Here is a 24,367-nt window from a genome sequence, read left to right as displayed (position 1 = left end):
CGCACCGTCGCGGCCGACGAGCGGCCCCGAAATGCCCGCAATTTACGGCGTGTCGGCGTACAAACACGGCCGCTCGCGGGATCAAGAAAGGGCGGCGACGAGGGCCGCGACGACGTCTTCGGTGGTTCCGGTCGGTGAGTAGCCCGCCGCGAACCGGTGGCCGCCGCCGCCGAAGGGACTCGCCAGCACCGACACGTCGACCGCGGTCTTGGCCCGCAGGGATACCGACCACTGCCCCGGCTCGATCTCCTTGAGCACCGCGGCCACCTCGGCCTCGGACGTGGTGCGCACGATGTCCACGATGCTCTCGACCTCTTCCGATCGGGCAGCCACGTATTCCTGGTGTGACACAACGGCATACACCAGGCCTTTGCCGCCGGCGGCATCGGGCACCAGGCACGCCGTCGACAGCACCCGGGACAGCATGGGCAGCCACGAATACGGGTGGGTGTCGAGCAGCGCGCGGCTGACGGCGGCGTTGTCGACGCCGATGTCCAGCAGCCGGGCCGCGAGCCGGTAGGCCCGCGGACTGGCCCAGCGGAACGACCCCGTGTCGGTGGTCAGCCCGGCGTACAGGCAGTGCGCCACCGGCAGCTCGATCGGCTTACCCCAGGCGTCCAGCAGCTCTGCCACCAGCATGGTGGTCGAATCAGCCGACGGGTCAACGTAATTCGCGGTGCCGAACAACCGATTCGAGGCGTGGTGATCGATCACCAGCACCTGCCGCCCGGGATCGGCCAGCTTGGCCAGCGACCCCAGGCGGTTGACGCTCGGGATGTCGACGGTGACCACCAGGTCGGCGTCGGGCCGCATCTGATCCGGCGGCACCAGCAGGTGCCCGCCGGGCAGGGTCTGCAGCGAGTCCGGCACGGTCGCAGGAGCGGCAAAGCCGACCTGCACATCCTTGCCGGCTTCGCTGAGCACCAATGCGAGCGCGAGGCCCGCCCCGATGGTGTCGGCGTCGGGGTAGACGTGGGCAACTACGCTGACGCTGTCGACCGCACCGAGCAGATCGGCCGCACCGCGCGCGTCAACCCGCGCGCCCTGCGGCCGAATCTCAGTCGTCGGTTCGATCGCCGTCACCTGCATCCTCGGAATCGCTGTCCCCCACCACACGGTACGGATCGGCGTCACCGGCGTGCTTGGCACCTTCGCGGATGCGCGCCACGTCCTCGTCCGCGGCGCGGGCCCGGGCCAGCAGCTCCTCCATCTTCAGAGCCGCATCGGGCACGGTGTCACGCTCGAAAGTCAGCGTCGGGGTGAACCGAACCCCGGTTCCCGCACCGACTTTCGAGCGCAGCGCACCCTTGGCCTTCTCGAGGGCAGCCGCGACACCGGCATAATCCGGCTCCTCGTCGAGGCTGGTCCCGATGACCGTGTAGTACAGCGTGGCGTCGTGCAGATCACCGGTCATCTTGGCATCGGTGATCGTCACGCCGTCGAGCCGCGGATCCTTGATCTCGTACTCGATCGCCGAAGCGACGATCGTCGAAATGCGCTTGGCCAATCGCTTGGCGCGTGCTGGATCCGCCACCTACGTCCGAGCCTTCTCGACGAGCTCGTACGTCTCGATGACGTCGCCTTCCTTGATGTCGTTGTAGGTCAGCGTCAGACCGCATTCGTAACCTTCGCGCACCTCGGTGGCGTCGTCCTTCTCACGCTTGAGCGAAGACACCGTGAGGTTCTCGGCGATGACGATGTTGTCGCGCAGCAGGCGGGCCTTGGCGTTACGCCGCATGATGCCCGACTGCACGAGGCAACCAGCGATGTTGCCGACCTTCGACGACCGGAAGATGGCGCGGATCTCGGCGCGGCCGAGCTCCTTCTCCTCGTAGACCGGCTTGAGCATGCCCTTGAGCGCGCTCTCGATCTCGTCGATGGCCTGGTAGATCACCGAGTAGTACCGGATCTCCACGCCTTCGCGGTTCGCCAGCTCCGTCGCCTTGCCCTCGGCACGCACGTTGAAGCCGATGATGATCGCATCCGACGCCGACGCCAGGTTGACGTTGGTCTCGGTGACGCCACCGACACCGCGGTCGATGACGCGCAGTTCCACCTCGTCGTCGATCTGGATGCCCATCAAGGCCTCCTCGAGCGCCTCGACGGTGCCCGAGTTGTCGCCCTTCAGGATCAGGTTCAGCTGGCTGGTTTCCTTCAGCGCCGAATCCAGGTCTTCCAGGCTGATGCGCTTGCGCGAGCGTGCGGCCAGCGCGTTGCGCTTGCGCGCGCTGCGCCGGTCGGCGATCTGGCGGGCGATGCGGTCCTCGTCGACAACCAGGAAGTTGTCGCCGGCGCCGGGCACCGAGGTGAAACCGATGACCTGGACCGGACGCGACGGGAACGCCTCTTCGACGTCCTCGCCATGCTCGTCGACCATGCGGCGGACGCGGCCGTAGGCGTCACCGGCGACCACCGAGTCACCGACGCGCAGCGTGCCGCGCTGCACCAGCACCGTGGCGACCGGGCCGCGACCGCGGTCCAGGTGCGCCTCGATGGCCACACCCTGGGCCTCCATGTCGGGGTTGGCCCGCAGGTCCAGCGAAGCGTCCGCGGTGAGCAGCACAGCTTCGAGCAGACCGTCGATGTTGGTGCCCTGCTTGGCCGAGATGTCCACGAACATGGTGTCGCCGCCGTAATCCTCGGCCACCAGGTTGTACTCGGTCAGCTGCGCCCGGATCTTCTGCGGATCCGCGCCTTCCTTGTCGATCTTGTTGACCGCCACCACGATCGGCACATCAGCGGCCTGCGCGTGGTTGATGGCCTCCACCGTCTGCGGCATGACGCCGTCGTCGGCGGCGACCACCAGGATCGCGATGTCGGTGGCCTTGGCACCACGGGCACGCATGGCGGTGAACGCCTCGTGACCCGGGGTGTCGATGAACGTCACCAGACGCTCGTTGCCGTCCAGCTCGGTCAGCACCTGGTAGGCGCCGATGTGCTGGGTGATGCCACCGGCCTCGCCCTCGCGGACGTTCGCCTTACGGATGGTGTCCAGCAGTCGCGTCTTACCGTGGTCGACGTGGCCCATGACGGTGACCACCGGCGGCCGGCTGGCCAGGTCGTCCTCGTCGCCGGCGTCCTCGCCGTAGGTGAGGTCGAACGACTCGAGCAGCTCGCGGTCCTCGTCCTCCGGGGACACGACCTGCACGACGTAGTTCATCTCGCTGCCCAGCAGCTCCAGGGTGTCGTCACCCACCGACTGGGTGGCGGTCACCATCTCGCCCAGGTTGAACAGCGCCTGCACCAGCGAAGCCGGGTTGGCGTTGATCTTCTCGGCGAAGTCGCTCAGCGACGCGCCGCGAGCGAGGCGGATGACCTCGCCGTTGCCGTGCGGCAACCGCACGCCACCGACGATCGGGGCCTGCATGTTCTCGTATTCGGCGCGTTTTGCGCGCTTCGACTTACGGCCACGACGGGGCGCGCCACCGGGACGCCCGAAGGCACCCGCGGCACCGCCGCGCTGACCGGGACGACCGCCGCCGCCACCGGGACCACCGCCACCGGGAGCGCCGCCGCCACCGGGACGACCGCGGAAGCCACCACCGGCACCGGCACCTGCGCCGCCGCCGGCGCCACCGCCGCGGTAGTTACCGCCGCCACCGGCACCGCCGGGACGAGGGCCACCACCGGGACGCGGACCGCCACCGGGGCCAGGACGCGGACCACCCGGACGACCGACGGCACCCGGACGGGCCCCCGGCGGACGCGGGGGCATGTTGCCCGGCGTGACACCCGGACGCGGGCCGCCGCCAGGACGGGGACCGCCGGCGCCGGGACCCGGACGCGGGCCACCGGGACCGGGAGCCGGACGCGGGGCCGGGCGCTCGACCGGCTGCTGCGAAGAGAAGGGGTTGTTGCCGACACGCGGAGCCCGCGGAGCGGGCTTGGGTGCGCCGGGACGCGGACCCGGGGTCGCGCCCGGGGTGGCCGGACGCGGCTGAGCCGGGGTGGCCGGGGCCGCGGACGCTGCCGGAGCGGCGGGCGCTGCGGGAGCCGGAGCCGGGGCCTGCGGAGCCGCGGGGCGGGGTGCGCCGGGCTTGGGGCCACCGGCGGCGGGAGCTGCCGGTGCTGCGGGTGCCGGAGCTGCTGCGGCCGGAGCTGCCGGCGCCGGCGCGGCGGGTGCCGCGGCGGGAGCCGGCTTGGGTGCGCCGGGCTTCGGGGCACCCGACGGCCTGGCCGCGGGGGCGGCCGGTGCCTCGGACTTGGCGGGCTTGCCGCCGCCGAATGCCTCGCGCAACCGGCGGGCCACAGGGGCCTCGACGGTCGACGATGCTGATTTGACGAATTCGCCCTGTTCGCTCAGTCGGGCGAGCACTTCCTTGCTGGTGACACCGAGTTCTTTGGCCAACTCGTGTACGCGTGCCTTACCTGCTGCCACTTCTCTCCTCGTCGTGAGGCGTCAGCGGTGGGTAGGCCGCGCCTCGGTTTAGCTATGACGCATGGTCATCGGGACTTCACGGTGTGCTCATGTTCTTCGCTACCTGTTCTGTTGCTGTGGCGTTCCGGGTCCGTCAGGCCGGTAAGGCACTGAAGAACTCTTCGACCGCAGAGGTGTCCGGCGAACCGGTGATGCGCAACGCTCGGGCGAATGCTCGCCGCCGAACTGCCGCGTTGAGGCACTGCTGAACCGGGTGCAACCACGCACCCCGACCCGGCAGGTTACCCGCTGAATCGACCGAGACGGCGCATTTACCGTTCCCGTCGCGTACAGCGGCCACTCGAAGCAAGTCGACGGCCAGCTCTCGTTTCCGGCAGCCGATGCAGGTACGCACCGGAGCTGTCGGAGTCTCGCGCTGGATCACAGTGCAGTCTACCGTCTCGGGGCCCTTGAACTTCAATCGCGGTCGCGGCCCCGACACGCCGCCGGTAACTGCGGGTTTTCGCCTCAGCGATCGTGGCCGCTGCTGCGGCCTCCCGGGGCTGCCGGCGCGCCCTGACCGTCGGCGTCGCTGCGGATGTCGATGCGCCAACCGGTGAGTCGCGCCGCCAGGCGGGCGTTCTGGCCCTCCTTGCCGATCGCCAGCGACAACTGGAAGTCGGGCACCACGACCCGCGCCGCGCGCTGCGCCTCGTCGATCACCGTCACCGACACGACCTTGGCCGGCGACAGCGCGTTCGCGACGAACTTCGCCGGGTCCTCGTCGTAGTCGATGATGTCGATCTTCTCGCCCGAGAGCTCGCTCATCACGTTGCGCACGCGCTGACCCATCGGGCCGATGCACGCACCCTTGGCGTTGAGCCCCGGCACCCGCGACGCGACGGCGATTTTGGACCGGTGCCCGGCCTCGCGGGCCACCGCGACGATCTCGACCGACTCGTCGGCGATCTCGGGGACCTCGAGCGAGAAGAGCTTGCGGACCAGGTTGGGGTGCGTCCGCGACAGCGTGATGACGGGTTCGCGTGCGCCACGGGTGACCCCGACGACGTAGCAGCGCACGCGGTCGCCGTGCACGTAGCTCTCCCCCGGCACCTGCTCGGCGGCCGGGATGACGCCCTCGGACCCCTTGGCCTCGGTACCGACCCGCACCACCACGAGGCCGCGGGCGTTGGCCCGGGCGTCGCGCTGGATCACGCCGGCGACAATGTCGCCCTCACGCGCCGAGAACTCGCCGTAGTTCTTCTCGTTCTCCGCGTCGCGCAACCGCTGCAGGATGACCTGACGCGCGGTGGTCGCCGCGATGCGGCCGAATCCCTCGGGGGTGTCGTCCCACTCGTGGATGACGGTCCCGTCGGTGTCGGTCTGGCGGGCGATCACCCGCACGATGCCCGACTTGCGGTCGATGTCGATGTACGCGTCGGGCTCGTGCCCGTCGGTGTGGCGGTACGCGGTCAGCAGCGCCGTCTTGATGGTGTCGACGACGACGTCGACGCTGATTCCTTTGTCCGCCTCGATGGCATGTAGTGCCGCCATGTCGATGTTCATCCGTCGGCCCCCTCTCCGGTCATACCCGCCAGCTCCAGTTCCCGGCGATTGGGTGGTGAAAATTCAACCTGTACAACAGCTTTCGTAATGTCCGCGAGCGCGACGGTCGTCACCGACAGCACTCCGCGGTTGGCGACGACCAGTTGGATCGCGCTGCCGTCGTGCTCGCCCAGCCGGCCCGTCAGCGACGTGCCGTCGGCCAGGGTCAGCTCGACCTTGCGACCACGGGCGCGGCGGTAGTGCCGCTCCGCGGTCAGTGGACGCTCCACGCCGGGCGAGGTGACCTCCAGCACATACGGCTCGGATTCCGCGGTCACCTGGTCCAGCAGTTCGGATGCGACGCGCGAGAGATCGGCGACCGCATCGAGGTCCAGACCCGAGTCACCGTCGGCCACCACGACGATGCGCGGCGGCCGTGCGGCAGCGTCCACCCGCACATCTTCGATGTCGTATCCGGCGTCCGCAAAAGCACTGCTGAGCAGCTCAAGCACCTGGCCTGTGGTCGGTAACCGACTGGGTTGCAGCGGTCGTTCCGGCGTGTCCCGGGCCACGGCGAGCTCCTCATCTTGAGTTGTGCGGACAGGGCCCCCAGAAGGGTGAACCCGGTAACAACGATACGCCAGCAGCGCATGGCCGAATGGCAATCGCGACCGCGGCACCGGAGAACATCCGGCGCCGCGGTGCCGGGAAGGCGCTGTCGGCAATGGCAGGATGTGGCTGTGCCGCACACCGAAACCACCGTCAGCCGACGGCGTGTCCTGTTGGGCACGGCGGCACTTGCGCTGCTCGGCGGCGCGGCGTCGGCCTGCGGATCGGCACCGCAGCGTGATCCCGCCCTGGACATCCTGACCGCCGAACTCGACCGCGCCCGCCGCGACAGTCAACTGGCCGCCTCCGCCGCCACCGGCGTGCCGCCGCAGTCGGCGCCGGCGCTCACGTCCGTCGCGGCGCTGCGGGACGCACATGCCCGCGCACTGTCCGACGAACTGACCCGGATGGGCAGCCCGCCGCCCGCCGCACCGTCGTCCACCACCGAGACGTCACCCACCACGAGTGCGGCGACGACGCCTGGCGCCACCCCCGCACCCGCGCCCCCGGCACCGCAGGAAGTCGTGGCGGCGCTGGAGCAGGCCGCCGACAGCGCGGGCCGCGCCGCGGCCGGCCAATCTGGTTACCGGGCCGGGCTGCTGGCCTCGATCGCCGCCGCGTGCACCGCGGCACACACCGTCACCCTCGCCGGACAGGCCGCGCCATGACCAGCCCGCAACCGACCCCGACCCGCCCGGGCAGCGCCGCCGACGCTGCGCTGTACGACGCGATCGCCACCGAGCACGGCACCATCTACGGCTATGGCCTGGTGTCGGCGCACACCACGCCGGACGTCAACGATCTGGTGGCCGAGGCCATGGCCAAGCACCGGGCCAACCGCGAAGCCGGTATCACCGCGCTGGCCGGTCGATCGGTGCCGGCTCCGCTGCCGGCCGCGGGCTATCAGCTGCCCATCGACGCGAACAACCCCGCCGACGCGAGCAAGCTGGCACTGCAGATGGAAGAGGACACCGCCGTCGCCTGGCGCGCGGTGGCCGAGCAGGCCACCACCACCGAAGACCGGACCCTCGCCGTCAAGGCCCTCACCGATTGCGCGGTGCTGGCCGCCCGGTGGCGCGCGGCCCTCGGCGTGACGCCGGCCGTCGTGGCGTTCCCCGGCGGCGCCGAGCAGTCCTAGCCGTCAACGCCGCGGATTGCAGTCACCTGGTGACTGCAATCCGCGGCGTAAGTGGTTATCCACAGGCCGGCGACCAGGAGACTGGTCCGGACAGCGTCGATCGGCCAGCATCGATCGCGTGGACATCGATGAAGTGGTTCGCCAGCAGGCGGGCGTCATTTCGCGTCGCCAAGTCATCGATGCCGGGCTGCAGGACCACCACATCCGACGACTGCTCAGGCGTAACGAATGGGCACGGGTCCACCCCGGCGTTTACATCGACCACACCGGACCTCTGACCTGGCTGCAACGTGCGTGGGCTGCGGTTCTTTACGCGGCGCCGGCCGCATTGTGTCTCGAGTCCGCCTTGACGATCGAAGGCCCGCTGATCCATGTCGCAGTCTCGCGCCATCGGGCCAAGCTGGTCGAACCGGAAGGAGTACGTATCCACCACGTCGACCACCTGGACGGCCGGGTGCTGTGGAACGTGGGGCCGCCACGGTTGCGGTACGAGGAAGCCGCGCTTGACGTTGCTTCCCGCGCAACGGGTTTGGATGCCGTCGCGGTGTTGGCCGATGCCTGCCAGTCGCGGCGCACCACGGCAGACCGTCTTTTGCGAGTCCTCGATGCCCGCCAACGCATACGCGGTCGGCGGTGGCTGCGCGCAGTTCTGGTCGACATTGCCGAAGGAACTTGCTCAGTTCTCGAATACGGATACCGCAATCGCATCGAGCGAGCGCATGGCCTGCCTCGGGCCAAGCGGCAGACCCGCTCCGTCTCCTCGGCCGGCGTGGTCTACCGCGACACCGAATACGCGGAACGGCTCGTTGTCGAACTCGACGGCCGCCTGTTTCACGACTCGGCATGCGCACGGAACAAAGATTTCGAGCGCGACCTCGATGCCGCGGTCGATGGCCGGGCAACCGTCCGGCTCACCTATCAACAGGTGTTCGACCGATCGTGTCAGACTGCCGCCAAGATCGCTCAGGTGATGCGACAGCATGGGATCGGCGTCAGTGGCCATGCCTGTGGGCCGGGATGCGAATACACCCGCCTCTATCTGGCAGCCTGACCCCGTCATACGTCAACGCCGCGGATTGCAGTCACCTGGTGACTGCAATCCGCGGCGTTGACGACTACCCCGCCAGCGCAGCCGTGATGGCAGCCGCGGCGCCGTCGACCGGCACCTCGGTCTTCTCGCCGGTGAACCGGTTGCGCAGCTCGACGGTGCCGTCGGCCCAGCCGCGGCCGACCACGACGATCCACGGCACGCCCAGCAGCTCGGCGTCCTTGAACTTCACACCCGGCGAGGAGGTGCGGTCGTCGAGCAACACGTCGAGGCCGAGCCGGTCGAGTTCCCCGGCCAGCTCGGTCGCGCCGGTGCGCGCTTCGGCGTCCTTGTTGGCGATGACGAGGTGCACATCAAAGGGTGCGACGGCTTTCGGCCAGCGCAGGCCGAGCTCGTCGTGGTGCTGCTCGGCGATCACCGCGACCATGCGCGAGACGCCGATGCCGTAGGAGCCCATGGTCAGGCGGACGGGCTTGCCGTTCTCGCCGAGGACGTCGGCGCTGAAGGCGTCGGTGTACTTGCGGCCGAGCTGGAAGACGTGCCCGATCTCGATACCGCGCGCCGAGACCAGCGGGCCGGCGCCGTCGGGTGACATGTCGCCGTCACGGACGTCGGCGACGTCAATGGTCCCGTCGGCGACGAAGTCGCGGCCGGCCACCATGCCGACGATGTGCTTGTTGGGCGCGTCAGCGCCGGTGATCCACGACGAACCGTCGACGATGCGCGGGTCCACCAGGAATCGAATGCCGTTCTCCAGCAAGGCTTTCGGACCCACGTAGCCCTTCACGAGGAACGGGTTGGCGGCGAAGTCGGCGTCGTCGAGCAGCGCGTACTCGGCGGGCTCGAGCGCCGCGGCCAGGCGCTTTTCGTCGATCTCACGGTCGCCGGGCACGCCGATGCCCAGCAGTTCCCACTCGCCGCCCGGCTGGCGCACCTTCAGCAGCACGTTCTTCAATGTGTCGGCGGCGGTGATCTCGCGGCCGAGGTCAACGGTGTTGGCCCACTCGACCAGGGTGGCGATGGTCGGGGCGTCCGGCGTGTCGTAGACGACGGCCTCGGGCTGGCCCTCGATCGGCAGCGAATCGGGCACCGCGGTGACGACGGCTTCGACGTTGGCCGCGTAGCCGGACTGCAGGCAGCGCACGAAGGTGTCCTCACCGACCTCGCTCTCGGCCAGGAACTCCTCGGAGGCACTGCCCCCCATGGCGCCCGACACCGCGGACACGATGACGTACTTGACCGCCAGCCGGTCGAAGATGCGCTGGTAGGCCTCGCGGTGGGCGTGGTAGGCGTCCTTGAGTCCGCTGTCGTCGATGTCGAACGAGTACGAGTCCTTCATGATGAACTCGCGGCCACGGAGGATGCCGGCACGCGGGCGGGCCTCGTCGCGGTACTTGGTCTGGATTTGGTACAGCCGCAGCGGGAAGTCCTTGTATGACGAGTACTCACCCTTGACCGTCAGGGTGAACATCTCCTCGTGGGTGGGCCCCAGCAGGTAGTCGTTCTTGCGGCGGTCCTGCAGGCGAAACAGGTTGTCGCCGTACTCGGTCCAGCGGTCGGTGGCCTCGTAGGGGGCCCGCGGCAGCAGCGCCGGGAAGAGGATCTCCTGTGCGCCGATGGCGTTCATCTCGCTGCGGATGACGTCCTCGATCTTGCGCAGCACCTTCAGGCCCAGTGGCAGCCAGCTGTACAGGCCGGGCGCGATCGGGCGGACGTAGCCGGCCCGGATCAGCAGCTTGTGGCTCGGCACTTCGGCGTCGGCGGGGTCGTCGCGCAGCGTGCGCAGGAACAGCTCGGACATGCGGGTGATCACGGGTGGCCAGCTTAATCGCGGCCCTGCCAGGTGCAGACACACACCTCATTGCCTTCGGCGTCGGCGAGCACCCAGAACGCGGGTGCCGCCCGATCACTGAGCAGCACCCCGCCCGCCGCCAGTGCCGCCGCGATGCGTGCGGACGCCCGGTCGTGCGGGACGTCGACGTCGAGGTGAATGCGGTTGCGTTGCGGCCGTGGCACATCCATCTGCTGGAACCACAGGGCGGGGCCACGGCCGGCGGGATCGACGAGTCCCCCGCTCAGATCCGACGGCCCCGCTTCGTCGACGTAGCCGGTGACGGCCTTCCAGAACGGGCGCACCGCGGGGATGTCCATGGCGTCGATCGCGATCTCGATCGCCTGTACCGCGACGTCGCCCGGCGTGGTCGCCGCGCCGCGCTCGGCGAGTGATTCAGAGATGCGGCGTGCCAGCGCGATGTCGTGCGCGGTGACCCCGTCGGCCGAGCGCAGCCGCATGACGATCCGGTCGGCGCGAACGTCGACCGTCAAGTGGCCCTGCGCCTCTGGGCCGGTCTCCTCGACCACCGCGGCCGCGAGCGCCGCCGCCGCGCCCAAGCCAACCACCGGCACCTCCGTGTAGACGGCACCGAGCACCAGGCGCCACCCCAGCGGATTTACCGCATCCGAAATCTCCTGCCGCAGCATCATGATTCGGCCCCCGCGACCATGTCGAACCCCCCTGGCGGTCATGCCTCATGCATAGCACTGCGGCGCGTCCGACGTGCTCAGAGCAGTGCTTTGTTCACCACCTGCTCGTATGCGGTCTTGTCCGCCACGCTGACCGTCGGGCCGAACTGCAGGACGATGTTCATCGCCTGGAACGTGCCCGGCGTCGCTCCCGCATACCCTTCGGCAGCGCCGGTCGTGGAGAACACCAGCACCGTCACGGTGTCGGTCTCGATGGCCTCGATGCACTTGATGTCGGGGCATTTCTGCTTGGCCACATCCCGCGGGTGGGCCACCGGCAGTCCCGCGGCACCCATGTCCCGCACCACGGCCTGCGCGGTGACGGTGTTGAGGATCGGGGCGCCCGTCAGCGCACCGGCCTGTGGCCCGGGAGCCGGCGGGCGCTGGCACCCGGTGATCACCGTCGCGGCGAGCACAGCCGCCACGATCACAGCTCGGGCTCGCATTGCAGTCATGCACCATCAATAGCAGCGCAACCTGGAGCGCGGGCCACCGGGCGACGAAGCAGACGGCCCTTACAGCGTCGGGACGGCGTGCGAGCCGGCCGGTGCCGCGGCTCCCGGCGTGCGCAGCTTGCCTGCCACCCACGGAAGCGAATCCGCGAAGGCCTCGTTGGCGAAGCCCCAGTCGTGCAGGCCGAGCAGGGCCCGGATGTCGGCGTTGATGCCGTGCTGCTGGGCGATTTCGCACAAGGTGCCGGCCGCGATGTCCTGGCCCTCCGGATTCGCGCGCGCATCGCGCGGCACACCGGGGCCGGGTGCGTGGCAGGCCGCGACGGTGCCGGGGATCTCGAACAACCCGGAGATGCCGTGGTACCGGCCGTACTGCCGCATCACGGTGCTCGGATCGAACTCGGCCCATTTGGCCGCGTCACCCCCGTAGAGCTTGGCGATGGTCTGGTCCTTGCTGCCGATGTTCGGGCTCAGGTCCCCGGCGATGTCGACGAACGCGCTGAACAGGTTGGGATGGCGCGTCGTGAGCTGCACCGCGCAGGTGCCGCCCATGGACCAGCCGACGATGCCCCACTTCTCCGGCTCGGGACTGACGCCGAAGTTCGAGATGAGATACGGAACGACCTCTTTGGTCAGGTGGACCGACGAATTGCCGTGGCTGCCGTTGACGCATTCGGTGTCGTTGTTGAACGAGCCGGTGGCGTCGGCGAAGACGAACACCGGCGCCTCACCGCCGTGGGCCGCCGCGTAGTTGTCGATCGTGGCCTTGGCGTTGCCCGCCCAGATCCAGTCCGCCGGGGTGTTCAGCTGCGAGCCGATCATCATCACCGTCGGCAGCTGCGGCGGCGGATTGCTCGCGAACCATGCCGGTGGCAGGTAGACGAGTTCGGCGCGGTGCGTGAAGTTCGATTCCTGCGAGGTGGTCACGATGGGCACCACGACACCGCGCGGCGGCCGGATGCCTTTGAGCTGCATGGCCGTGACCGTCCAGCGGTCCACCTCGTCGGGCACCTTGCCGACGGTGAACTTGTGCCACGCCACGTACGCGGTCGGGAAGTACCCGACCCAGACATTCATCATCAGCAGCGCGCAGAGTGCGCACAGGGGCACCGCGAGCAGGGCCACCCCGCGGCGCCGCCAGGGGGATCCGCGCCAGCCGAGGATCAGGACCGTGGCGGCGAACCCGCCGAGCGCCGTCCAGATCCACAGCAGTACCGGGGCCGGGTCGCCGGCGATACCGAGCGAAGTGATGTACCAGTACAGACCGGCCGCGCACGCGACGCCGACCGCGAGTGCCCACGGCAGCCGGCTGATGCTCCACTGCCGCGACCGTCGCCCGACCGCACAGCACAGTGCCGCGAAAGTCAGTAGCTGGATCAGAAACGGAAGCCACCCATGCGTCAGCGACGCATGGGTGACGAACGAAGGCACGCCGATCCTCCAGGAAGCTACGTCGAGATCGAGCTACAGCTCGCCGGCGTCCAGCGCTTCCTTGGTGTCCTGCGCCGCCGCAACCTCGTCGGCGGTGTAGGTGATGAACAGCGACACCACGCCGACGATCACCGCCACCGCAGCGACCCAGAGCAGGCCGTAGGTGTAACCGTGGTCGAGTGCCGTGTGCTGCGCGGCGTTCATCTTGGCGACCGGACCGGTGGTCCCGCCGAGGTACAGCGTGCGCGACGTGATGACGGCCTGGATGACGGCCAGCACGACCGGCCCACCCAGGTTCTGCAGCATCAGCGCGATGGCCGACAGCGGACCGATGTCGCTCAGCGCGACGCCGGCGATGGCCGAGACGGTCAGCGGCACCACGATCATGCCGATACCGAAACCACCGACGGTGATCGGGATGACGAGGTTCGGGAAGTACGGGATACCGCCGTTGAGGGTGGACCCGTAGATCATCGCGGCGAGCACCAGGATGCCGCCGGCGATCACCAGCACGCGCGGCGAGAACATCGCCACCAGCTGCGACGACAGGCCCAGACCGATGCCGAGCGCGATGACGAACGGGATGAAGCCGATGCCGGCCTTCAGCGCGCTGTAGCCCATGATGTCCTGCACGTACAGGCCGATCAGGACGGTCAGCGTGAACATCACGCCACCGGCGAGGAAGACCGCGGCGAAGGTGGCCACGCGGTTGCGGTCCCGGAACAGGCTGAACGGCACGACGGGGTGCTCGGCGCTGCGCTCGACGAACAGGAACGCCAGGAACAGCACGGCCGCCGCGGCGCCGGAGCCCAGCGTCAGCGGGGACAGCCAGCCCTTCTCCGGCCCCATCGAGAAGCCGAACACCGCCGCGGTGCAGGCCAGGGTCGCCAGGATGGCGCCGGCCGCGTCGAGCTTCATGCGCTCGCGGGACGTCTCGGTCAGCGTGGTGCGGGCCAGGTAGATCATGACGAGGCCGATCGGCACGTTCACCAGGAACGCGTAGCGCCACGAGAACACCGTCAGCGCGCCGCCGACGACGAGGCCCATCACCGAGCCGACGCCGGTCATGGCCGCGAAGATCGCGGTGGCGGCGTTTCGGGCCGGACCCTTCGGGAAGGTGGTGGCGACGAGCGCCAGGCCGGTCGGCGAGGCGATCGCCGAACCGACACCCTGCAGCAGCCGGGCGATGACCAGGGTCGTCTCGTCCCACGCGACACCGCACAGGATGGAAGCGATGGTGAAGAGCGCGACACCGACGATGAAGGTGCGCTTGCGGCCGATGGTGTCGCCGAGGCGGCCACCGAGCAGCATCAGACCACCGAACGTCAGCACATAAGCGGTGATCACCCAGCTGCGGCCGGCATCGGAAAGCCCGAGCTCGTCCTGAATCTTAGGAAGGGCAACGATGGCGACGGTGCTGTCCATCGTGGCCAGCAGCTGCATGCCACCGATGGCGATGACCGCGGAAAGAAAGCGGGGGGACGGAAGCCAAGCTGGATACCAGCTCTTTCGTTCGTCCTCGGTCTGCCCCACGTGAATCGTGAGCGGTTCGCGGCGGCTGTGTGCCATGGCGGTGCGCTCAGCGTCGTTGAGAGCCGTCATGGAAAGCTACCTTACAGTAATCTTAAGATTTCTTTAACCCTGCGAAGGCCGCGACGTCCCCGATCACGATGATCGCGGGGGGCCGGATGCCCTCCGAACGGATGTCCTCCGCCGCGTCGGCAAGCGTGGTCTGCAGCGTCTGCTGTGCCGCCGTCGTCCCGTGTTGAACCACCAGCACCGGTGTTTCCGCAGGTCGGCCCCCTTGCAGCAGAACCTTCGCGAAAAGCTCGATGCGCTCGACGGCCATCAGCAGCACGATCGTGCCGCGCATCGCGGCCAGTGCGTCCCAATTCACTAACGATTCCGGGTGCCCGGGCGCGACGTGGCCGCTGACCACCACGAATTCGTGCGTCACGGCCCGGTGGGTGACGGGAACGCCGGCCAGGGCCGGAACCGCTATGGCGCTGGTCACACCGGGTACGACGGTGACCGGAATGCCGGCGTCGGCGCATGCCAGCACCTCTTCATAGCCGCGCGCGAAGACGAACGGGTCACCGCCTTTGAGCCGGACCACGAACTTGCCCTCCTTGGCCCGGTCGATCAGGACGGCGTTGATCGCGTCCTGGGCCATCGCCCGGCCGTACGGAATCTTGGCGGCATCGATCACCTCGACGTGCGGGCCGAGTTCGGCGAGCAGCTCCTGCGGGGCCAGCCGGTCGGCCACCACCACGTCGGCGTGGGCCAGCAGCCGGCGACCGCGGACGGTGATCAGCTCGGGGTCCCCCGGGCCACCGCCGACGAGGGCCACACCGCGGTAGCTGTCGGGTTCGGCGGCGTCGCCGATGGCGCCGCGCTGCAGCGCCTCGTGGATGGCGGTGCGCAGCGCCGCCGAGCGCCGGTGCTCGCCGCCGGCCAGCACACCGACCGTCAGCCCGTCGTATTCGAAGGACGCCGGGGTCACCGCCGACCCTTCCTGGCCGGCGTCGGCGCGGACGCAGAAGATGCGGCGGCGGTCGGCTTCCGCGGCCACCGCGGCGTTGACGGCGTCGTCGTCGGTCGCGGCCAGGACGTACCAGGCACCGTCGAGATCGTCGGTCTGGAATTCCCGCGAGATGAAGGTGATGCCGGTGCCGTCGGGGTTGTCGACGAGTGCTTCGACCACCGGGGTGGCAGCGGGCGCCACGACGTGGACGTCGGCGCCGCTGGCGATCAGCAGCGGCAGGCGGCGCTGGGCGACGCTGCCGCCACCCACGACCACGACCTTCTTGCCGGACAGATGCAGCCCCACGAGGTAGGCATGCTGGGACGTCATTTTGCTCCTCGCGTGCGCAGTATCACTCGGCGAGTTTAGTTGCCGCCGATACGAACCGACGCACCGAGTGCGGATGCGCGGCCGGATGGGTGTGCAGGTAGCCCGCGTGCACGCCGCCGCGGACGGCCCCGTCGTGCACGGTGGCCTGCCCAGCGCCCCGGAAAACCCAAGCCGGCGGCTGCTGCTCGGCGAATTCGACTGTGGTGCGGTGAAATTCGTGGCCGGTGACGCGCTCCCCCGCGGCGTGCATGCTGGAGTCGACCGTTGCCACGGCATCGCGGTAGCCCAGTGTCAGCCGTTCGGTGAAGCGCGCCGAGCCGGACAGCACGCCACACATTGGGTGCCCGTCGAGGTCGTCGACGAGGTACGTGAGCCCGGCACACTCGGCATGCACCGGCGCGCCGGAGGCCGCCAGCGCGGCAATCTGTTCGCGGACAACGGCATTGGCCGACAGTTCCGCGGTGAACTGCTCGGGGAAACCACCGGGTATGACGAGCGCCTGCGTGCCATCCGGCAGCGGGTCGCTGAGTGGGTCGAAGGCCACGACCTCGGCGCCGGCCATCTCGAGCAGCTCGGCGTGCTCGGCGTACCCGAAACTGAAGGCCTTGCCGGCGGCGAGCGCGACCGTTGCGGCCGGACCGGACTCCAGCTCAGGAGCCCACTGCGGTTCAAGAGTGCCGATCCCGGCACACCGGGCCACCGCCTCGATGTCGACGTGGCGGGCGACGAGCTCGGTCATGACGTCGACGGCCTCGTGCGCCCGGCGGCCGTGTTCGACGGCGGTGACCAGACCGAGATGCCGCGACGGAATCTCCAGCCCGCTGTTGCGCGGGATGGCGCCGAACACCGGGACGCCCGCCTGCTCGCAGGCCTGCCGCAAGACCTCCTCGTGCCGCGGCGAGCCGACCTTGTTGAGGATCACCCCGGCGATCCGCACAGCTCGGTCGAACGTCGAAAAGCCGTGCAGCAGAGCGGCAATGCTCTGGCTCTGTCCCCGGGCATCGACGACCAGCACCACCGGCGCGCCGAGCAGCCCGGCGACGTGGGCGGTCGACCCGGGCGCCGGCGACATCGCCTGCTCGGTGATGCGGCCGTCGAACAGGCCCATGACGCCCTCGATGACGGTGACGTCGGCGCCCGCACTGCCGTGCCGGTAGAGCGGACCGATCAGTTCGGCGCCGACGAGGACCGGGTCCAGGTTGCGGCCCGGCCGGCCGGTGGCCAGTGCGTGATAGCCCGGATCGATGAAGTCGGGGCCGACCTTCGCGGCGCTCACCGTGTGGCCGGCGCGGCGCAGGGCACCCATCAGGCCGGTGGCCACGGTGGTCTTGCCGCTACCCGACGCCGGCGCCGCGATCACGACCGCCGGGACGGGATTCGTGGTCACTTCGTCCCCGCGGGAGAACTCACCATTCGATGCCGCGCTGGCCCTTGCGGCCCGCGTCCATCGGGTGCTTGACCTTGGTCATCTCGGTCACCAGGTCGGCGGCGTCGAGGAGCTGCGGCGGGGCGTCGCGGCCGGTGATGACGACGTGTTGGGTGCCGGGACGCCGGGTCAGCGTCGACACCACCTCATCGATGTCGAGCCAGCCCCACTTGAGCGGGTAGGTGAACTCGTCCAGTACGTAGAAGTCGTGCTGCTCGGCGGCCAGCCGCCGCGAGATCTCGGCCCAGCCTTCGACGGCCGCAGCGGCATGGTCCTCGTCGGAGCCCTGCCGGCGCGTCCACGACCAGCCCGAGCCCATCTTGTGCCACTGCACCGGTCCCCCGACGCCCTGCTCGTCGTGCAGGCGGCCGAGCGTCTGGAATGCCGCTTCCTCGCCGACCTTCCACTTGGCGCTCTTGACGAACTGGAACACCGCGACGTCGAAGCCCTGGTTCCAGGCGCGCAGTGCCATCCCGAAGGCGGCGGTGGACTTTCCCTTGCCCGGGCCGGTGTGCACGGCCAGGATCGGCGCGTTGCGGCGCGCCCTGGTGGTCAGTCCGTCGTTGGGGACGACGAGCGGTTGTCCTTGTGGCATAACAGTTTCCTTACGCGGCGGCTTGCCCGGCCCGGACCACACGGGCCAGGTTGTCGGCGCGCAGCTGCGCCAGTTGCACGGCGGGCGCACCGAGCTGGCCGGCCAACTGCTGCGCCAATCCCAGTCGAATATAGGAGGTTTCGCAATCGACGACGACGGCGGCTGCGCCCTCGGCGACGAGGAGGCCGGCGGCGGTCCGGGTCCGGCCGAGTGGATCGGGGCCACCCGTGGCGCGGCCGTCGGTCAGCACGACCACCAGCGGACGACGGGCCCGGTCCCGGGTCTTCTCGCGCAGCACCACATCCCGCGCGGCCAGAAGCCCTTGCGCCAGCGGAGTTTTCCCGCCGGTGTCGAAACGGGCCAGGCGCCGGCTCGCGATGTGCACCGACGACGTCGGCGGCAACAGCAGGGCGGCCTCGGCGCCGCGGAAGGTGACGACGGCGACCTTGTCGCGGCGTTGGTAGGCATCACGCAGCAGGGACAGCGTCGCGCCACTGACCGCGGACATGCGGTCCCGCGCGGCCATGGAGCCCGACGCGTCGACCACGAAGATCACCAGATTGCCTTCGCGCCCTTCGCGAATCGCGTGGCGGACGTCGGTGGGGGCCACCTGCAGGCGTCCGGCCTGTGGCCTGCGGTCGGCCGCGGCGAGCAGCGTGCCGAACACATGCACGCCGTGTCCGGCCTGGGCGTCGTCAGTCGCCGAGATCGGGGTGCCGGTGCGGTTGCGCGCCCGCGACCGCCGGCCGGGAGCGCCCTCCCCCACGCCGGGCACCACCAGCGCCCGGGTCCGGAACGTCGCCGACGGCGGCGCACTGGGCCGCGACGCACTGCCGGGCCCGGCCGAGTTTCCTTGCGGCGCCGCCTCTTCCGAGCTGTCCGCGGAGACGCCGCCGCCCGGCGGATCGGATTCGGGATCCGGCTCCGGCTGAGATTGCGCTTCGGCTTCGGCCTGCGCCATGGCGTCGTCGAGCTGCTGCGGGTCCAGGCCCGGGTCGTCGAAGGGGTCGCGACGGCGCCGGTGCGGCAGCGCGAGTTCCGCGGCGACCCGGACGTCCTCCGCATCCACCGCGGACGCGCCGCGCCAGGCGGCGTGGGCGACGGCCGTGCGGGCCACCACCAGGTCGGCACGCATGCCGTCGACGTCGAACGCCGCGCACAGCGCCGCGATCCGGCGCAACTCGTTGTCCGGCAACGACACCGACGCCACCGCGGCACGGGCCTTGGCGATCCGGCCGGCCAGCTCGGCGTCATCAACGGCGTACCGCTCGGCGAAACCGGCCGGGTCGGCCTCGTAGGACATGCGGCGCCGGATCACCTCGACCCGGACGTCGACGTCCCGGGAGGCGTAGACGTCGACGGTCAATCCGAAACGGTCGAGCAGCTGCGGACGCAGCTCCCCCTCCTCTGGATTCATGGTGCCCACCAACATGAATCGGGCCTCGTGCGAATGCGAGACGCCATCACGCTCGATGTGCACCCGACCCATGGCAGCGGCATCCAGCAGCACGTCGACCAGGTGGTCGTGCAGCAGGTTCACCTCGTCGACGTACAGGACGCCGCCGTGCGCGCGGGCCAGCAGGCCGGGCGAGAAGGCGTGTTCGCCGTCGCGCAGCACCTTCTGCAGGTCGATCGACCCGACCACGCGGTCCTCGGTCGCGCCGATCGGCAGCTCCACCAGTCGGGCGTCGGCGTCCACGGCGGCCAGTACCTTGGCCAGACCACGCACCGCGGTCGATTTCGCGGTGCCCTTCTCGCCGCGGATCAGCACGCCGCCGATATCGGGACGCACCGCGCACAGGATGAGCGCCAGCCGGAGCTGGTCCTGGCCCACCAGCGCGCTGAACGGATAGGTCACTACTGCTGCCCCGCTCCCAGACCTGGTCTGATCATCGGCACATGCGGTATGCCGTCCTCCAGAAATTCTTCACCGTCGCGGACGAATCCGTGGCGGGCGTACATGTCCTCGAGATAGGTCTGGGCGTCGATCCGGCAGGGGTAGGTACCCACCTCGGCCAGGGCCGCCTGCATCAACCGGGTGGTGTGGCCCTGCCCCCGGTCGCTGCGTTTGGTACACACCCGGCCGATGCGGAACACCTTCTCACCGCCGGGATGTTCCTCCATCAGCCGCAGCGTCGAGATGACTTCTCCGTCAGGGCTTTCCAGCCAGAAGTGCCGGGTTTCCGCCAGCAGGTCGCGGCCGTCGAGTTCGGGGTACGGGCACGCCTGCTCGACCACGAAGACCTCGACCCGCAACTTGAGCAGCTCGTAAAGCGTTGCGGCATCGAGATCCTTGGCCCAGCTGCGCCTCGGCGCGACCGTCATGCGCGATCAGGCCGGCTGGTCGAGCTTGAGCACCTTGGTCCCCCAGTCCCACACCTCGCGGTACAGCTTGGGTTCGCCGGACAGGCTCACGCCCAGCGACGGCACCATCTCCTTGAGCTTGGGCAGCCAGGTCTGGTAGCGGTCGCCGAAGCAGCGCTCGAGCACCTCGATCATGGCCGGCACCGCGGTGGAGGCGCCCGGCGACGCACCGAGCAGACCGGCGATCCGGCCGTCCTCGGCGGTCAGGACCGTGGTGCCGAACTCCAGCACGCCACCGATGCCCTTGCGGCGGATCACCTGCACGCGCTGACCCGCGACATCCAGCTCCCAGTCGGAATCGACTGCGCTGGGGGCGAATTCGCGCAGCGAATCGACCCGCTCACCCTCGCTGAGGGCCAGCTGCTCGAGCAGGTACTTCACCAGGCCCAATTCGGTGACGCCCACACCGAGCATCGACGCGAGGTTGTTGGGCTTGACCGACAACGGCAGGTCGGTGATCGAGCCCTGCTTGAGGAACTTCGGCGACCAGCCGGCGAACGGCCCGAACAGCAGCCAGGACTGGCCGTTGATGATGCGGGTGTCCAAGTGCGGCACCGACATCGGCGGGGCGCCGACCGATGCCTGGCCGTACACCTTGGCCTGGTGCTTGACCGTCAGGTCCTGGTTGTCGGTGCGCAGGAACGCGCCGCCGACCGGGAAACCGCCGAAGCCCTTGGCCTCCGGGATGCCGGCCTTCTGCAGCAGGTGCAGCGCACCGCCACCGGCGCCGAGGAACACGAACTTGGCGTTGATCTTCTGCCGGTCGCCGGTGCGCCGGTTCACGACGTTGAGCTTCCAGCTGCCGTCGGACTGCTTGCTGAGGTTGGTCACCTCGTGCCCGAACAGCGTCTCCATGCCGCGCTGCGCGGCGAACCCGATGAGCTGCTTGGACAGTGAACCGAAGTCGACGTCGGTGCCGTCGGTGGTCCAGTTCAGTGCGACCGGTTCACTGAAGTCGCGCTGCTCGGCCATGAACGGCAGCCGGCGGGCGAACTCGTCCTTGTCGTCGATGTACTCCATGGTGGAGAAGAGCGGGTTGGTCACCAGCGTCTCGCGCCGCTTACGCAGGTAGTCGATGTTGTCGGCACCGTGCACGAAGCTGACGTGCGGGATGGGGTTGAGGAAGCTCTTGACGTCCGGCAGCACGCCGTTCTCCACGGCGTACGCCCAGAACTGCCGCGTCACCTGGAACTGCTCGTTGACGGTGACGGCCTTCTTGATGTCGATGGTGCCGTCGGAGTTCTGCGGCGTGTAGTTGAGCTCGCACAGCGCCGAGTGGCCGGTGCCCGCGTTGTTCCACGGATCGCTGCTCTCGGCGGCGGCGCCGTCGAGGCGCTCGATCATGGTGACGGACCACTCCGGCTCGAGCAGCCGGATCAGTGCCCCGAGGGTGGCGCTCATGATCCCCGCGCCCACGAGGACGACGTCGGTCTGTGCGCTCCCAGCTACGTTTGCATTCGACACGTGATCGCTCGTCCTTCGCACTCGGGTTACCCGCCGGTATTGACGGATGCTCGGTGCTCAAGGTTATCGCGACCGCTTTCGCCGCTGACGCGCTATCTCCTCCCATCGACCATGATGTTCGTCGCAGTTAGGGTTGAACACGTGACGCCGCAGGAGCCACAGGGACAACCCGAGTGGCAGCCGGACGTGCTGCCCGGGTACTGGCAGCAGACCATCGCACTGGGTCCCGACCCCGACGGCGAGGGCGACCTGGTCGCCACCGTCGTGCGGCGCGGTCAGCCGGGCCGGGCCGAGCACGCCGTGCTGGTGGTCCACGGCTACACCGACTACTTCTTCCACACCGAGCTCGCCGATCGCTTCGCCGCCCGAGGCATGGCGTTCTACGCGATAGACCTGCACAAGTGCGGACGGTCGCGGCGCCCCGGACAGACCCCGCACTTCACCACCGACCTGGCGTCATACCACGGCGAACTCCGTCGGGCCCTGCAGCTCATCGCCGCGGACACCGCCGGCGCCCGGGTGTGCCTGTACGGCCACTCCGCCGGCGGACTGATCGCGACGCTGTTCGCCGACCGACTGCGCCGCGACAGCGCACTGGCGGCCCACCGCGTGACGGGCCTGATCCTCAACAGCCCGTTCTTCGATCTGCACGGGCCGGCGGTCCTGCGTTCGGCTCCGGTGTCCGGCACCCTGCGGGCACTGGCCCGCTTCCGCAAGCTGGCGGTGATCCGCCAGCCGACCGAGGGCGGCTACGGCACCAGCCTGCACCGCGACCACGGCGGCGAGTTCGACTACAACCTGGACTGGAAACCGTTGGGCGGCTTCCCGGTCACCGTCGGCTGGATCAACGCCATCCGGCGCGGACAACTGCAGCTGCATCGCGGACTCGACGTCGGGGTGCCGAATCTGATTCTGCGCTCGGACCACACCGTCGCCGAGACCACGACCTCGGTCGGGATGGAGCGCGGCGACGCCGTGCTGGACGTCAGCCAGATCGCCCGCTGGGCGGGATGTGTCGGCAGCCGCAGCACCGTCGTCCCCGTCCCCGACGCCAAACACGACGTGTTCCTGTCGCTCCCGGCGCCGCGTGCCGTCGCGTTCGGCGAGCTGAACCACTGGCTGGATTGGTATCTCCCCCAAGCGGTCTCCCGCACAACGCAACACGAACAGGCCTGAACTCATGGAGCACTACGACGTCACCATCATCGGAACCGGCTCGGGCAACAGCGTGCTCGACGAGCGGTACGACGGTCTGAAGGTCGCGATCTGCGAGCAGGGCACCTTCGGCGGCACCTGCCTCAACGTCGGGTGCATCCCCACCAAGATGTTCGTCTACGCCGCCGACGTGGCGCAGACCATCCGGCACAGCGCGACGTTCGGCGTCGACTCGCACCTCGACGGCGTGCGCTGGCCGGACATCGTCGAGCGCGTCTTCGGCCGAATCGACCCCATCGCGGCCGGTGGCGAGGAGTACCGCCGCGGACTGCCGAACGTCACGGTCTACGGCAGCCACACCCGCTTCGGGCCGACGCTGCCCGACGGCACCTACACGTTGCGGACCGCCGCGGGAGACGAGTTCAGCTCCGACAAGGTGGTCATCGCGGCGGGCTCGCGCAGCTGGATTCCCCCGAACATCGCCGGCTCCGGCGTCCCGTATTTCACCAGCGACGACATCATGCGCATCCCGGCGCTGCCCGACCATCTGGTGATCATCGGCGGCGGCTTCATCTCGGTGGAGTTCGCGCATGTGTTCTCGTCCCTCGGCTCGAAGGTGACCATCGTCCTGCGCGGCGACCGGCTGCTGCGGCGCTGCGACGAGGAGATCTGCCGGCGGTTCAGCACGGTCGTCGGCAAGAAATGGGATCTGCGGACGCAGGAGAACGTCGTCGGCGCACAGCGCGATGGTGACGGCGTCGTGCTCGAGTTCGACGACGGCGAGACCCTGCGTGCCGACGCCCTGTTGGTCGCCACCGGCCGCGTGCCCAACGGCGATCTGCTCGATGTGCAGCTCGCCGGGGTGGGCCTCGACGACGACGGCTACGTCGTCGTCGACGAGTTCCAACGCACCACGGCGCGTGGGGTTTTCGCGCTGGGTGACGTCTCGTCGCACCACCAGCTCAAGCACGTGGCCAACCACGAGGCCCGGACCGTGAAGGAGAACCTGCTGCGCGACTGGGACGGCGAGCTGGTGGCCAGCGACCACCGGTTCGTGCCCGCCGCGGTGTTCACCGACCCGCAGGTCGCGATGGTCGGCATGAACGAAGCCGAGGCGCGCGCAGCCGGTTTCGACGTCGTGGTCAAGGTGCAGGAGTACGGCGACACCGCGTACGGCTGGGCCATGGAGGACACGACGGGCATCGTCAAACTGATCGGCGAGCGCGGCACCGGCCGGATTCTGGGCGCGCACCTGATGGGCTATCAGGCGTCGTCACTGATTCAGCCCCTGATCCAGGCGATGTCGTTCGGACAGCGGGCACAGGACGTGGCCCGCGGCCAGTACTGGATTCACCCGGCGCTGTCCGAGGTGATCGAAAACGCGCTGCTGGGCTTGGTCTGACGCC

22 protein-coding genes are annotated in these 24,367 nt (G+C 69.4%); 5 read left to right on the top strand and 17 right to left on the bottom strand.

The features are described 5' to 3' along the window. Positions 1 to 81: 81 nt before the first annotated feature. From ACZ5IQ_RS12475 to rimP, 6 genes are all read right to left on the bottom strand, one after another. The gene (locus ACZ5IQ_RS12475) at positions 82 to 1,083 is read right to left on the bottom strand and encodes a DHH family phosphoesterase (protein WP_464481320.1); all 1,002 of its coding nucleotides are present in this window, start codon (positions 1,081 to 1,083) and stop codon (positions 82 to 84) included. Beyond that, positions 1,058 to 1,534, bottom strand: coding sequence for a 30S ribosome-binding factor RbfA (rbfA, locus tag ACZ5IQ_RS12470; RefSeq protein ID WP_060999649.1), 477 nt, complete (start codon positions 1,532 to 1,534; stop codon positions 1,058 to 1,060). The genes ACZ5IQ_RS12475 and rbfA overlap by 26 nt, the downstream gene beginning before the upstream one ends. Beyond that, positions 1,535 to 4,378 (bottom strand): translation initiation factor IF-2, encoded by a 2,844-nt coding sequence (gene infB / locus ACZ5IQ_RS12465; RefSeq protein ID WP_133426020.1) that lies wholly within the window; start codon positions 4,376 to 4,378, stop codon positions 1,535 to 1,537. It lies immediately after the preceding gene. A 133-nt stretch (positions 4,379 to 4,511) separates the two neighbouring features. Then, the gene (locus ACZ5IQ_RS12460; RefSeq protein WP_306307993.1) at positions 4,512 to 4,718 is read right to left on the bottom strand and encodes a DUF448 domain-containing protein; all 207 of its coding nucleotides are present in this window, start codon (positions 4,716 to 4,718) and stop codon (positions 4,512 to 4,514) included. 167 nt (positions 4,719 to 4,885) lie between these two features. After that, entirely contained in the window at positions 4,886 to 5,923 is a 1,038-nt protein-coding gene (gene nusA / locus ACZ5IQ_RS12455; protein WP_133426019.1) for a transcription termination factor NusA, read from the bottom strand. Next, a complete protein-coding gene (rimP, locus tag ACZ5IQ_RS12450; protein WP_061006985.1) occupies positions 5,920 to 6,474 on the bottom strand; it encodes a ribosome maturation factor RimP in 555 nt (184 codons plus the stop codon). Before rimP ends, nusA begins: the two co-directional genes overlap by 4 nt. A 168-nt stretch (positions 6,475 to 6,642) precedes the next feature. Between rimP and ACZ5IQ_RS12445 the strand changes: the two genes are divergently transcribed. The 3 genes from ACZ5IQ_RS12445 to ACZ5IQ_RS12435 all read left to right on the top strand — a co-directional run bounded on the left by ACZ5IQ_RS12445 (position 6,643) and on the right by ACZ5IQ_RS12435 (position 8,700). Further along, on the top strand, positions 6,643 to 7,179 hold the full coding sequence (locus ACZ5IQ_RS12445; RefSeq protein ID WP_133426018.1) for a hypothetical protein: 537 nt from the start codon (positions 6,643 to 6,645) through the stop codon (positions 7,177 to 7,179). Next, positions 7,176 to 7,649: a ferritin-like domain-containing protein gene (locus tag ACZ5IQ_RS12440; protein WP_029118349.1), complete on the top strand. Its 474-nt coding sequence runs from the start codon at positions 7,176 to 7,178 to the stop codon at positions 7,647 to 7,649. Before ACZ5IQ_RS12445 ends, ACZ5IQ_RS12440 begins: the two co-directional genes overlap by 4 nt. A gap of 118 nt (positions 7,650 to 7,767) precedes the next feature. Further along, on the top strand, positions 7,768 to 8,700 hold the full coding sequence (locus tag ACZ5IQ_RS12435; protein WP_133426017.1) for a type IV toxin-antitoxin system AbiEi family antitoxin domain-containing protein: 933 nt from the start codon (positions 7,768 to 7,770) through the stop codon (positions 8,698 to 8,700). Positions 8,701 to 8,764: 64 nt separating this feature from the next. Here the strand turns inward: ACZ5IQ_RS12435 and ACZ5IQ_RS12430 are convergent, their stop codons facing one another. From ACZ5IQ_RS12430 to mqo, 11 genes are all read right to left on the bottom strand, one after another. Next, positions 8,765 to 10,510, bottom strand: coding sequence for a proline--tRNA ligase (locus ACZ5IQ_RS12430; RefSeq protein ID WP_464481319.1), 1,746 nt, complete (start codon positions 10,508 to 10,510; stop codon positions 8,765 to 8,767). A gap of 11 nt (positions 10,511 to 10,521) precedes the next feature. Then, on the bottom strand, positions 10,522 to 11,178 hold the full coding sequence (locus tag ACZ5IQ_RS12425; RefSeq protein ID WP_212814845.1) for a VOC family protein: 657 nt from the start codon (positions 11,176 to 11,178) through the stop codon (positions 10,522 to 10,524). Positions 11,179 to 11,258: 80 nt separating this feature from the next. Beyond that, entirely contained in the window at positions 11,259 to 11,675 is a 417-nt protein-coding gene (locus tag ACZ5IQ_RS12420) for a hypothetical protein (RefSeq protein WP_213020312.1), read from the bottom strand. Positions 11,676 to 11,735: 60 nt separating this feature from the next. Beyond that, a complete protein-coding gene (locus ACZ5IQ_RS12415) occupies positions 11,736 to 13,103 on the bottom strand; it encodes an alpha/beta hydrolase (protein WP_212811799.1) in 1,368 nt (455 codons plus the stop codon). Between the two features lie 33 nt (positions 13,104 to 13,136). Next, positions 13,137 to 14,672, bottom strand: a complete 1,536-nt coding sequence (locus ACZ5IQ_RS12410; RefSeq protein ID WP_244872949.1) for an MFS transporter — start codon at positions 14,670 to 14,672, stop codon at positions 13,137 to 13,139. 55 nt (positions 14,673 to 14,727) lie between these two features. Next, on the bottom strand, positions 14,728 to 15,957 hold the full coding sequence (gene cobA, locus ACZ5IQ_RS12405) for a uroporphyrinogen-III C-methyltransferase (protein WP_212811801.1): 1,230 nt from the start codon (positions 15,955 to 15,957) through the stop codon (positions 14,728 to 14,730). A 22-nt stretch (positions 15,958 to 15,979) separates the two neighbouring features. Continuing rightward, on the bottom strand, positions 15,980 to 17,344 hold the full coding sequence (locus tag ACZ5IQ_RS12400) for a cobyrinate a,c-diamide synthase (protein WP_212811802.1): 1,365 nt from the start codon (positions 17,342 to 17,344) through the stop codon (positions 15,980 to 15,982). A gap of 19 nt (positions 17,345 to 17,363) precedes the next feature. Further along, positions 17,364 to 17,978, bottom strand: coding sequence for a cob(I)yrinic acid a,c-diamide adenosyltransferase (cobO, locus tag ACZ5IQ_RS12395; protein ID WP_212811803.1), 615 nt, complete (start codon positions 17,976 to 17,978; stop codon positions 17,364 to 17,366). 10 nt (positions 17,979 to 17,988) lie between these two features. Beyond that, a complete protein-coding gene (locus ACZ5IQ_RS12390) occupies positions 17,989 to 19,836 on the bottom strand; it encodes a magnesium chelatase subunit D family protein (RefSeq protein WP_212811804.1) in 1,848 nt (615 codons plus the stop codon). Next, positions 19,836 to 20,303 carry a GNAT family N-acetyltransferase gene (locus tag ACZ5IQ_RS12385; RefSeq protein ID WP_212811805.1) on the bottom strand — a complete coding sequence of 156 codons (468 nt, stop codon included), beginning with the start codon at positions 20,301 to 20,303 and terminating at the stop codon, positions 19,836 to 19,838. Before ACZ5IQ_RS12385 ends, ACZ5IQ_RS12390 begins: the two co-directional genes overlap by 1 nt. Positions 20,304 to 20,309: 6 nt before the next feature. Next, complete coding sequence (gene mqo / locus ACZ5IQ_RS12380) at positions 20,310 to 21,806, bottom strand: malate dehydrogenase (quinone) (RefSeq protein WP_318984334.1); 1,497 nt, start codon at positions 21,804 to 21,806, stop codon at positions 20,310 to 20,312. A gap of 141 nt (positions 21,807 to 21,947) precedes the next feature. Between mqo and ACZ5IQ_RS12375 the strand changes: the two genes are divergently transcribed. Both ACZ5IQ_RS12375 and mtr read left to right on the top strand, forming a co-directional pair. After that, complete coding sequence (locus ACZ5IQ_RS12375) at positions 21,948 to 22,982, top strand: alpha/beta hydrolase (RefSeq protein ID WP_464481318.1); 1,035 nt, start codon at positions 21,948 to 21,950, stop codon at positions 22,980 to 22,982. Between the two features lie 4 nt (positions 22,983 to 22,986). Beyond that, positions 22,987 to 24,363: a mycothione reductase gene (mtr, locus tag ACZ5IQ_RS12370; RefSeq protein ID WP_464481317.1), complete on the top strand. Its 1,377-nt coding sequence runs from the start codon at positions 22,987 to 22,989 to the stop codon at positions 24,361 to 24,363. Positions 24,364 to 24,367: the final 4 nt, after the last annotated feature.

The organism is Mycobacterium toneyamaense (assembly GCF_055384815.1).
Note: the sequence above shows the minus strand (reverse complement) of the source record. Positions and strands in the feature narration are given on the sequence as shown.